The organism is Kitasatospora misakiensis (genome assembly GCF_042656005.1).
Lineage (GTDB): Bacteria > Actinomycetota > Actinomycetes > Streptomycetales > Streptomycetaceae > Kitasatospora > Kitasatospora misakiensis.
The window spans coordinates 26,312-36,941 of record NZ_JBHSOF010000067.1; the positions used below are offsets into that span (position 1 = coordinate 26,312).

Consider the following 10,630-nt stretch of genomic DNA (forward strand, 5'->3'; position numbering starts at 1 on the left):
AACGCCGGGTACCGCCTCCGTCCTGCCCTACCTTGCCCCGTCCGTCCGGCCGGGCCGGCGGCTACTCGCCCCCGACCGGCTCCAGGATCGCCACGCACTCGAAGTGGTGCGTCATCGGGAACAGGTCGAACGCCCGCAGCGAGACCGGCCGGTAGCCGCCCTCGCGGAAGAAGGCGAGGTCCCGGGCGAGCGCCGCCGGGTCGCACGCCACGTACGCGATCCGGCGGGCGCCGAGCCCGGCCAGGTGCGCGACGGTCTCCCGCCCGGCCCCCGCACGCGGCGGGTCGAGCACGATGAGGTCGGTGGCGGTGATGCCGGTGCGCGGCAGCAGCGTCTCCACCCGGTCGCACTCGATCCGGACGTTCTCCAGCGCCGCCAGGTTGTGCCGGGCGTCGTCCACCGCCTGCTTGCCGGACTCGATGCCGAGCACCGCGCCGTCCTCGCCGACCCGGTCCGCCAGCGCGCCCGCGAACAGGCCCACCCCGCAGTACAGGTCGAGCGCGTTCTCGCCCCACTGCGGGTCCAGGCCGTCCATGACGGCGTCGACCAGGGTGTCCGGCGCCTCGGGGTGGATCTGCCAGAAACCGCCGTTGCTGACCCGCCAGGTCCGCCCGACGGCGCGCTCGCGCACGAAGGTGCGGCCGTGCACCCGGTGGAAGTTGCCCTGGTCGTCGATGCGACTGATGGAGACCGGGCGGTCCAGCTCGACCAGCGGCAGCTGGGCGCCCGGCGCCGGGGTGAGCACCACCTGGCGGTCGGAGGAGCCGGAGGCGGCGATCGCCTCGACCGAGGCGACGCCCGGCCAGTCGTGGGCCTCCACGCCCAGCTCGGTGACGCCCTCGGCGGCGATCAGGCAGCGGTCGATCGGCTGGATGTCGTGCGAGCGGTGCTTGCGCAGCCCCACCTTGCCGGTCGCCGGGTCGACGGCGTACTGGACGCGGGTGCGCCAGGCCGGCACCTGCCCGGCCGGCAGCTTGCCGCCGACCGGCTCGACGCTGCCGTCCCAGCCGGCCTCGACCGGGGTCAGGTCGGCCAGCTTGGCCAGCTGCTCGGTCAGCACCTGCACCTTGAGCTTGCGCTGGCCGCCGGGCGTCACGTGCTGCCAGTCGCAGCCGCCGCACTTGCCGGGCCCGGAGAACGGGCACGGCGGGGCGATCCGGTCCTTGGCGGGCTCCAGGATCTCCACCGCGTCGGCGCGCAGGAAGCGCGAGGCGGTGGTGCCCTCGGTGATCTGCGCGATCACCTTCTCGCCCGGCAGCGCGTGCCGGACGAACACGACCCGGCCCTCGTGCCGGGCCACGCAGTGGCCGCCGCCGTGGGCGACCGGGCCGACCTCGACCTCGTAGCGCTCGCCGACCAGCGGGTCGCCGGCGGGCGCCTTGGGCGCGGCCTCGGCCCGGGGCGCGCGGGTGGTGGAGCGCAGCGCGCGGGGCGGGAGCACGGCCTGCTTGCGCGCACGCGCGCCGCCCTTCGCCTCTCCCTGCCCCTGCTGCGCCTGCTGGCCCTGCTCGCGCTGCTGGCCCTGCCGGCCCTGCTGCGCCGGCTGGCCGGCCCGGTCCCCGCGGGCCTCACCGCGGCCGGACCGCTCGGGCCGCTCGGACCGTTCGGTGCGCTCACCGCGCTCGGGGCGCCCGGCACGCGGCGCGCGCTCGGGAGAAGGCTCGGGGGAGCGCTCCGGAGCGCGCTCCTCCGGCGCGAGCGGCGCCGTCCGCGCGGTGAACCCGTCGCGGTCGGTCGCCTCCGGCCGCGACGGCTTGCCCCAGCGCGGCCGGGCGACCTGCCCGGGCCGGCCGGAGGAACCGCCCTTGCGGGCACCCTTGCCCGAGGAGCCGTTGGAACGAGACGGGGTGTTGCGGGTCACTGGGAGGAGTCCTTCTTGCTGCTGTCAGCCGACCCGGCGGGCTTCGCCGAGACTTCCGACTTTACGGCCTTCGGCGCCCGGGGCTCACCACGCCGGACGGCACCCGGCGCCGACCAGGCCTTCTGCGGCTTGCGCCGCTCGGACGACTCCAGCTGCCACGGCACCGAGGTCACCATCACACCCGGCTTGAACAGCAGCCGGCCCTTGAGCCGCAGCGCGCTCTGGTTGTGCAGCAGGTGCTCGTACCAGTGACCGACCACGTACTCCGGGATGTACACCGAGACCACGTCGCGCGGGCTGCTGCGGCGCAGGTTCTTCACGTAGTCCAGCACCGGGCCGGTGATCTCGCGGAACGGCGAGTCCAGCACCTTGAGCGGCACCTCGATCCCGCGCTCGTCCCACTCCGCGCGCAGCGCCGCGGTGTCCACCGGATCGACGTTCACGGTCACCGCCTCCAGGGTGTGCGCGCGGGCGAGCCGGGCGTACGCCAGCGCGCGCAGCGCCGGCTTGTGCAGCTTGGAGACCAGGACGATGGCGTGCACCCGGGTCGGCAGCACCACGTCGTCCGGCTCCTCCGCGGCGACGAGCTCCGCGGAGACCCGGTCGTAGTGCCGGCGGATCGCCTTCATCATCACGAACAGCACGACCATCGCCGCGATGGCGATCCAGGCGTGGCTGATCTTGGTGGCGAGCACCACGATCAGCACCGCCATGGTCATCACCAGGCCGAAGGTGTTGATCGCCCGGCTGCGCTGCATGTGGCGGCGCTTGGCCGGGTCGGTCTCGGTGCGCAGGTTCCTGGTCCAGTGCCGGATCATGCCGGACTGGCTCATGTTGAACGACACGAAGACGCCGACGATGTAGAGCTGGATCAGCCGGGTCGGGTCCGCGTCGAAGGCGACGATGAACAGGATCGCGGCCAGCGCCAGCAGGATGATGCCGTTGGAGAAGGCCAGCCGGTCGCCGCGGGTGTGCAGCTGGCGCGGCAGGTAGCGGTCCTGGGCCAGGATCGAGCCCAGCACCGGGAAGCCGTTGAACGCGGTGTTCGCGGCCAGCACCAGGATCAGGCCGGTGACGGCGGCGACGAAGTAGAAGCCCGGCGTGAAGTTCGAGAACACGGCCTCGCTGATCTGGGCCAGCGCGGTCTTCTGGTGGTAGTCGCCGGGCACGCCGACCAGCTGGTGCGCGGGCTCCTCGGCCATCTGGACGCCGGTCAGCCGGGCCAGCCAGATGATGCCCATGAACATCACCACGGCGACGCTGGCCATCATCAGCAGGGTGGTCGCCGCGTTCTTGCTCTTCGGCTTGCGGAACGCCGGCACGCCGTTGGAGATCGCCTCCACGCCGGTCAGCGCCGCACAGCCCGAGGAGAACGCCTTGAGCAGCAGGAACACCATGGCGAAGCCGGCCAGGGACTCGTTCCCGGCGGTCGCCTGCAGGTGGAAGCCCGCGCTCTCGGCGGGCATCTCCTGCCCCAGCCCGAAGTGCCGGAACACTCCGTACACCACCATGCCGACCACGCCCACCATGAAGGCGTACGTCGGGACGGCGAAGGCCGACCCGGACTCCCGGACGCCGCGCAGGTTCATCCCCATCAGCAGGATGACCACGACGACCGACAGGGTCAGCTCGTGGCCGCGCAGCGCCGGCACCGCCGACACCACGTTGGCCACGCCCGAGGTGGTGGAGACCGCGACGGTGAGGATGTAGTCGACCATCAGCGCGCTCGCGACCACCAGGCCGGAGTTGGGGCCGTGGTTCACGGTGGCGACCTCGTAGTCGCCGCCGCCGCTCGGGTAGGCGTGCACGTTCTGCCGGTACGAGGCGACCACCGCGAGCATGACGATGGCGACGACGACGCCGATCTGCCACGAGAAATGGATGGCCGAGGCACCCGCCAGGGAGAGCGTCAGCAGGATCTCCTCGGGCGCGTACGCGACCGAGGAGAGCGCGTCCGAGGCGAAGACGGGCAGCGCGATGCGCTTGGGGAGCAGCGTCTCCCCCAGCTTGTCGCTGCGCAACGCACGCCCGATGAGGATGCGTTTCGGTAGGTCAGTCGGCATAGGCACGTTAAGGAATCGTAGGGGTAGTCCGGCGCGCGGTCCGACGGGCCACCCCCTTCCTGCCCGCCTTGGTGCCCCCCTTCGTCGCGACTGTGTTCGGTGGACCGGCTAGCGTGTCGGATACGAGCAGGGCGGCAACACTCAGGTTGTCGTACCGAGCCACACGAGGACGCCCGCCCCCGACAGCGGGGCGGGGAAACGGAGATTGAGCGGTGTTTGCGCAGGTCATGGCCCCAACGGGACGGGTGAGGTAGCGCCGGTGCACATCGTCATCATGGGCTGCGGCCGGGTGGGCTCCGCGCTCGCCCGCGCGCTGGAGAAACAGGGCCACTCGGTGGCCGTGGTCGACCAGGACCCGACCTCGTTCCGTCGGCTGGGTGCCGGGTTCAACGGGCGCCGGGTGACCGGGGTCGGCTTCGACCAGGACACCCTGAAGGAGGCGGGCATCGAGGAGGCGGGCGCCTTCGCCGCCGTCTCCAGCGGTGACAACTCCAACATCATCGCCGCCCGGGTGGCCCGCGAGAACTTCGGTGTGGAGAACGTCGCGGCCCGGATCTACGACCCCCGGCGCGCCGAGGTCTACCAGCGGCTGGGTATCCCGACCGTCGCCACCGTCCGCTGGACGGCCGACCAGATGCTGCGCCGGCTGCTGCCGAGCGGCGCCGAGCCGCTCTGGCAGGACCCGAGCGGCGCCGTCCAGCTCGCCGAGGTCGCCTACGCCCCCGAGTGGGTCGGCCACCGGCTGAGCGAGCTGGAGGAGGCCTCCGGCACCCGGGTGGCGTTCCTCACCCGGCTCGGCGAGGGCGTCCTGCCCACGTCCCAGATGGTGGTGCAGGAGGGCGACCTGGTGCACGTGATGCTGCGCCGGGCCGACCTGACAGCCGTCGAGGCCGCGTTCGCGCAGGGCCCGGAGAGAGAGGGTCACTGATGCGAGTCGCCATTGCCGGGGCCGGTGCGGTCGGCCGCTCGATCGCGGGCGAGCTGCTGGAGAACGGCCACGAGGTCCTGCTGATCGACAAGAACCCGAACTCCATCTCGGTGGAGCGGGTCCCCATGGCGGAGTGGCTGCTGGCCGACGCCTGCGAGATCACCTCGCTCGACGAGGCGGCGCTGCAGCGCTGCCACGTGGTGATCGCCGCGACCGGTGACGACAAGGTCAACCTGGTCGTCTCGCTGCTCGCCAAGACCGAGTACGGGGTGCCGCGCGTCGTCGCCCGGGTGAACAACCCGAAGAACGAGTGGCTCTTCAACGAGTCCTGGGGCGTGGACGTCGCCGTCTCCACCCCGCGCCTGATGTCCGCCCTGGTCGAGGAGGCGGTCAGCGTCGGCGACCTGGTCCGGCTGATGCGCTTCAGCCAGGGCAACGCCAACCTGGTCGAGCTGACCCTGGCCTCCGACACCGAGCTGGTCGGCACCCGGGTCGGCGACGTGGCCTGGCCGCAGGACACCGCCCTGGTGACGATCATCCGCGAGGGCCGGGTCCTGGTGCCGCGCAAGGACGACACCCTGGAGGGCGGCGACGAACTGCTCTTCGTGGCCGCCCAGGAGCGCGAGGAGGAGCTGGAGGACCTGCTCTCCGGCACGCCCGGCTCCCCGTCCTAGGCGCCGAACGCCCGGACGCCGTGTACGGCCGAGGGCCCGCACTCTTCGTGAGTGCGGGCCCTCGGCCGTACGGTCCTGCGGTCGGTCGTGGCAGGCGGGTCGTGGCAGGCGGGTGTCAGTTCCCCCGGGCGGACCCGCCGGCGGAGTGGTCCCGACCGGGCTGCGCCGGCTCAGGCTCCGGCTCATCGTCCAGCTGCGCCTTGATCGGCGGCGGCGCCTTCAGCAGGATCTGCCAGGTCACGTACATCGCCAGCAGCAGCGGCGGGATGCCCAGGGCGACCTTGAGCCAGCCCAGCAGATTGACGTTGTGGGTGAAGTACAGCGGGAAGAGGATCACCGGCTTGATGCCCATGATCAGCACCCAGGCCCAGGTGGCCTTCGTGTAGGCGGCCAGCCGGCCCGGGTTCTCCTTGCGCCAGGTGAACATCTCGCCGGTGACCGGGCCGAGCATGATGCCGATCAGCGGCCAGCGGACCAGCGCCGAGACCGCCAGGCCCACGCAGTAGCCGACGTTCCAGAGCAGACCCGGCAGGTAGAAGTTCTCCGCCTTGCCGGTCTTCATCGAGATCCAGGCGCCGATGGCCACGCCGAACACGCCGCTGAAGGCGTGCTGGACGGTCTCCCGCTTCAGCAGCCGCGCCACCACGAACAGCGCGCTCAGCGCGAGCGCCGCCCAGGCCGCGGCGGGCACCTTGTGGGTGATGTTGTACGTGACGATGAAGACCAGGCCGGGCAGGGTCATGTCGATCATGCCCCGGACACCGCCGAAGGCCTTCATCACCGTGTCGGCCGCCTCCCGGGAGGCCGCCGCCCGGGCCGCCTCCTCGTCGAGGGTCGACACCGGGCCGAGCTGGGCGGCGGAATCGCCGCCGGGCTGGTTGCTCACGCTCATTCGCTCCCGTGTCCGACCGGACGCAGCTCGTAGCGGGGGTTGAACAGAACCCGCCGACCGCGTGCGTGGCTGATCCGGCCGCTGGCGACCAGACGGCGCCCCGGCTCGATGCCCATGATGGAGCGGCGACCGAGCCAGACCACGTCCAGCGCCTCGGTGCCGTCGAAGAGCTCCGCCTCCAGGGCCGGCACACCGGCCCGCGGGCGGAGCGTCACGGTGCGCAGGGTGCCCGCGACGGTGACCAGTTGCCGGTCCCCGCAGCTGGCGATCGGAGTACAGCCCGACTCCGCCGCGCTCTCCTGACGCAGCTCCTCGGCCTCGAGCTCCTCCGCGGAGGAGGTCAGCCGACTGAGCATGCGGCGAAAACGCCCCTGCGGCTGGCCGCTGCTGTTGTCACCACTCATGTCGGAAGGGTACCGGTTCCGGGCCCCCCGGCGGCAGGCCGCGCAACCCGCCCGGGGCCGCCGCGGGCCCGCGCCGGACGTCCCACGACGGCCGCCGGGGCGGCGGGACGGCCCGCCCGCTCAGCCCTCGAAGCGGTAGCCCATGCCCGGTTCGGTGATGAAGTGGCGCGGGTGCGAGGGGTCCCGTTCGAGCTTGCGCCGCAGCTGGGCGAGGTAGACCCGCAGATAGTTCGTCTCGGTGCGGTAGGCCGGCCCCCACACCTCCTGGAGCAGCTGGGTCTGGCTGACCAGCCGGCCGGCGTTGCGGACCAGGACCTCCAGCAGATGCCACTCGGTCGGGGTAAGGCGCACATCGGTGCCGTCCCGGTTCACCTTCTTCGCCGCCAGGTCGACGGTGAAGCTGTCGGTGACCACCACCGAGTCGTCCTCCCCGCTGACCGGCTCGGCCCGGCGGACGGCGGCGCGCATCCGGGCGAGCAGCTCGTCCATGCCGAAGGGCTTGGTGACGTAGTCGTCGGCGCCCGCGTCCAAGGCCTCGACCTTCTCGTCGGAGGCGTGCCGGGCGGAGAGCACGATGATCGGCACCCTGGTCCAGCCGCGCAGGCCCCTGATCACCTCGACCCCGTCCATGTCGGGCAGACCGAGGTCGAGGACGACGACGTCGGGGTGGCGGGCGGCGGCGAGCTCCAGGGCGCTCGCGCCGTCGTGCGCCGCGTCGACCTCGTACTTGCGGGCCTTGAGGTTGATCACCAGCGCGCGGACGATCTGCGGTTCGTCGTCCACGACGAGGACCCGGGTCATACGGGCTCCGCCTTTCGGGGCTGTCGGATCGGGGGATGGTCGTTCGGAAGGTGGGACGCGGTGGCTGGTGCGGCCGGTGCGCCTGGTCGGCCTGGTCTACGCGGTCTGTCCGGGGCGTGGGAGACGATCATGCGGGAGCCGCTGGGAGTTCCGGCCCGACCGGCTCCCACCCGTCCCCCGGCTCGGGCACGCGCTCGGCGGCCGGAAGCGTGACCACCATGGTCAGCCCGCCGCCCGGGGTGTCCTCGGCGGTCACGGTGCCGTCCATCGCCTCGACGAAGCCGCGCGCCACCGCGAGGCCGAGGCCCACCCCGGCCCCGCGCGGCGCGTCGCCGTACCGCTGGAACGGCGCGAAGATCCGCTCCTTGGCGTCCTCCGGCACCCCCGGCCCCCGGTCCACGATCCGCAGCTCCACCCGGCCAGGCCCGTCCGGCGACCGCAGGGCACCGGCCTTGACCAGCACCTTCACACCGACGGGGCTGTACTTCACGGCGTTCTCAATCAGATTGGCCAGCGAGCGCTCCAGCAGCCCGCCGTCCGCCCGGATCATCGGCAGGGACTCCGGCACGTCCAACCGGACGGCCCCCGGCGGGACACCGCCCAGCGCGAACGGCACCACCTCGTCCAGGTCGGTCTCCTGGATCAGCGGGGTGACCGTGCCGGTCTGCAGCCGGCTCATGTCGAGCAGGTTGTTGATCAGATGGTCGAGCCGGTCCGCCCCCGCCTCGATCCCGGCCAGCAGCTCCGCCTCGTCCTCCTCGTCCCACTCCACGTCCGCCGAGCGGAGCGAGCTCACCGAGGCCTTGATCCCGGCGAGCGGGGTCCGCAGGTCGTGCGAGACGGCGGCCAGCAGCGCGGTCCGGATCCGGTTGCCCTCCGCCTCCCGGCGGGCCGCCGCCGCCTCCCCGGCCAGCCGCCGGCGCTCCAGCAGCACGGCCGCCTGGGCGGCGAACGCCCCGAGCAGCCGGCGGTCCTCGCCCGGCAGCACCCGGCCGCGCAGCGCGAGGGCCAGGTGCTCCCCGATCGGCACCTCCACGTCGGCCGTCTCCGGCCGCTCCGGCGGACGCGGGCCCGCCGTCGCCACCGGCTGCCATGCCCCGAGCGGATCGGGCCGCTCCAGCAGCGCGGCCGCCTCCTGCTGGAAGGTCTCCCTGACCTGTTCCAGCAACGCGGTCAGCACCCCGTCCCCAGTCGGCGCCCCGCGCAGGACCGTGCCGGCGAGCGCGCTGAGCGTCTGCGCCTCGGTCTGGCTGCGGGCCGCCTGATGGGTCCGCCGCGCCGCCAGGTCCACCACGCTGGCCACGGCGATGCCGACCGCGGTGAATATCGCCACCGCCATGATGTTCTGCGGCTCGTCGATCGTGAAGGTGTGGATCGGCGGAGCGAAGTAGTAGTTCAGCGCCGAGGACGCGACCAGCGCCGAGGCGATCGCCGGGAACAGCCCGCCCACCAGCGCCGCGCAGACCGTCAACGACAGGAACAGCAGCATGTCCGTGGTCAGGCCGAGACCGTCGATGTTGACCAGCAGCAGCGCCAGCAGCGGCGGCCCCGCCACGCCGATCAGCCAACCCGCGATCGTCCGCGTCCGGCCCAGATCGGTCACCTTGCGGATCGGGATCCGCCCACGCCCCTTCGCCGCGTGCTCGTGCGTGACGATGTGCACGTCGATGTCGCCCGACTCGCGGGTCACCGTGCCGCTCACCCCCGGGCCGTAGACGTACTGCCAGGCCGGCCGGCGGCTGGTGCCGAGCACGATCTGGGTGGCGTTCACCCCCCGCGCGAACTCCAGCAGTCCGGCGGCCGGATCGTCGCCCAGCACCGCGTGGTACGAACCCCCCAGGCTCTCCACCAGCGCCCGCTGCTCGATCAGCGCCTGCGACGACCCCGAACCGGAGCCCGCCAGCCCGTCCGAGCGGGAGATGTGCACGGCCAGCAGCTCACCGCCCGATCCGCGGGCCGCGATCCGGGCCGCCCGCCGGATCAGCGTGGCACCCTCCGGACCGCCCGTCAGACCGACCACGATCCGCTCACGCGCCTGCCAGACGCCCTGGATCCCCTGCTCGGCCCGGTAGTTCTGCAGGTACTCGTCGACCCGGTCGGCCGTCCACAGCAGCGCCAGTTCCCGCAGCGCCGTCAGGTTCCCCGGCCGGAAGTAGTTGGCGAGCGCCGCGTCGATCTTCTCCGGCGCGTACACGTTGCCGTGCGCGAGGCGGCGCCGCAGCGCCTGCGGCGACATGTCGACCAGCTCGATCTGGTCCGCCCGCCGCACCACCTCGTCCGGCACCGTCTCCCGCTGCCGCACCCCCGTGATGCCCTCGACGACGTCGCCGAGCGACTCCAGGTGCTGGATGTTCACCGTCGATATGACGTCGATCCCGGCCGCGAGCAGTTCCTCGACGTCCTGCCACCGCTTCTCGTGCCGGCACCCCGGCACATTGGTGTGCGCCAGCTCGTCCACCAGCGCCACCTGCGGCCGGCGCGCCAGCACCGCGTCCAGGTCCATCTCGGTGAACACGGCGCCGCGATGCGTCAGCTCCCGCCGGGGCACCAGCTCCAGACCGCCCGCCCGCGCCGCCGTGTGCCGGCGCCCGTGGTCCTCGACGAACGCCACCACGACGTCCGTGCCGCGCTCCAGCCGCCGGTGGGCCTCCGCGAGCATGGCGTACGTCTTGCCGACCCCGGGGGCCGCCCCGAGGTAGATCCGTAGCCTGCCGCGTCCCATGTGCACCATTCTTGATCCGGCCGAACCTGGCTGCCATCCCGGACCATCCCGGACACCAGTTCCCTTCGCCTTCGAGACTACGGCGCAGGCGCCGTTTTGCCAGCGATCCGGGCTCTGAGCTGGGAGTTTTAGCGCCATTTTGATGGGGCTCCGGGGCGGAGGGCAGCTGCCGGCAAGTGCCGTGGCGGAAATGGCGGTAAACGCAAAGAACCCCCATCCGGATCCCGGATGGGGGTTCTTTGGAATGATTGTTCGGCGGCGTCCTACTCTCCCACAGGGTCCCCC

General features: G+C 72.5%; 8 protein-coding genes. 2 read left to right on the top strand and 6 right to left on the bottom strand.

What is annotated here, in order from left to right; translation table 11 throughout:
- Window positions 1-61: 61 nt before the first annotated feature.
- A complete protein-coding gene (locus tag ACFP3U_RS33010; RefSeq protein ID WP_380229446.1) occupies window positions 62-1,360 on the bottom strand; it encodes a class I SAM-dependent RNA methyltransferase in 1,299 nt (432 codons plus the stop codon).
- 497 nt (window positions 1,361-1,857) lie between these two features.
- Window positions 1,858-3,924 carry an APC family permease gene (locus tag ACFP3U_RS33015; protein ID WP_380229447.1) on the bottom strand — a complete coding sequence of 689 codons (2,067 nt, stop codon included), beginning with the start codon at window positions 3,922-3,924 and terminating at the stop codon, window positions 1,858-1,860.
- 259 nt (window positions 3,925-4,183) lie between these two features.
- On the opposite strand from ACFP3U_RS33015, the gene ACFP3U_RS33020 reads away from it, so the two are divergent.
- Together ACFP3U_RS33020 and ACFP3U_RS33025 are read left to right on the top strand one after the other, a co-directional pair.
- Window positions 4,184-4,852, top strand: coding sequence for a potassium channel family protein (locus tag ACFP3U_RS33020; RefSeq protein ID WP_380229439.1), 669 nt, complete (start codon window positions 4,184-4,186; stop codon window positions 4,850-4,852).
- On the top strand, window positions 4,852-5,526 hold the full coding sequence (locus ACFP3U_RS33025; RefSeq protein ID WP_380229440.1) for a potassium channel family protein: 675 nt from the start codon (window positions 4,852-4,854) through the stop codon (window positions 5,524-5,526). Before ACFP3U_RS33020 ends, ACFP3U_RS33025 begins: the two co-directional genes overlap by 1 nt.
- Before the next feature lie 115 nt (window positions 5,527-5,641).
- On the opposite strand, the gene ACFP3U_RS33030 is transcribed toward ACFP3U_RS33025, so the two are convergent.
- The 4 genes from ACFP3U_RS33030 to ACFP3U_RS33045 all read right to left on the bottom strand — a co-directional run bounded on the left by ACFP3U_RS33030 (window position 5,642) and on the right by ACFP3U_RS33045 (window position 10,345).
- Entirely contained in the window at window positions 5,642-6,418 is a 777-nt protein-coding gene (locus tag ACFP3U_RS33030; protein ID WP_380229441.1) for a DUF3159 domain-containing protein, read from the bottom strand.
- A complete protein-coding gene (locus ACFP3U_RS33035; protein ID WP_078881880.1) occupies window positions 6,415-6,822 on the bottom strand; it encodes an OB-fold nucleic acid binding domain-containing protein in 408 nt (135 codons plus the stop codon). Before ACFP3U_RS33035 ends, ACFP3U_RS33030 begins: the two co-directional genes overlap by 4 nt.
- A 120-nt stretch (window positions 6,823-6,942) precedes the next feature.
- Window positions 6,943-7,623, bottom strand: coding sequence for a response regulator (locus ACFP3U_RS33040; protein WP_380229442.1), 681 nt, complete (start codon window positions 7,621-7,623; stop codon window positions 6,943-6,945).
- Window positions 7,624-7,750: 127 nt separating this feature from the next.
- On the bottom strand, window positions 7,751-10,345 hold the full coding sequence (locus ACFP3U_RS33045; RefSeq protein WP_380229443.1) for a DUF4118 domain-containing protein: 2,595 nt from the start codon (window positions 10,343-10,345) through the stop codon (window positions 7,751-7,753).
- Between the last annotated feature and the right edge of the window lie 285 nt (window positions 10,346-10,630).

Excerpts from the sequence above, each read along its gene's own strand:
- ACFP3U_RS33015 (WP_380229447.1), bottom strand. The coding sequence starts at position 3,924 with ATGCCGACTGACCTACCGAAACGCATCCTCATCGGGCGTGCGTTGCGC.
- ACFP3U_RS33025 (WP_380229440.1), top strand. The coding sequence starts at position 4,852 with ATGCGAGTCGCCATTGCCGGGGCCGGTGCGGTCGGCCGCTCGATCGCG.
- ACFP3U_RS33030 (WP_380229441.1), bottom strand. The coding sequence starts at position 6,418 with ATGAGCGTGAGCAACCAGCCCGGCGGCGATTCCGCCGCCCAGCTCGGC.
- ACFP3U_RS33035 (WP_078881880.1), bottom strand. The coding sequence starts at position 6,822 with ATGAGTGGTGACAACAGCAGCGGCCAGCCGCAGGGGCGTTTTCGCCGC.
- ACFP3U_RS33040 (WP_380229442.1), bottom strand. The coding sequence starts at position 7,623 with ATGACCCGGGTCCTCGTCGTGGACGACGAACCGCAGATCGTCCGCGCG.
- ACFP3U_RS33045 (WP_380229443.1), bottom strand. The coding sequence starts at position 10,345 with ATGGGACGCGGCAGGCTACGGATCTACCTCGGGGCGGCCCCCGGGGTC.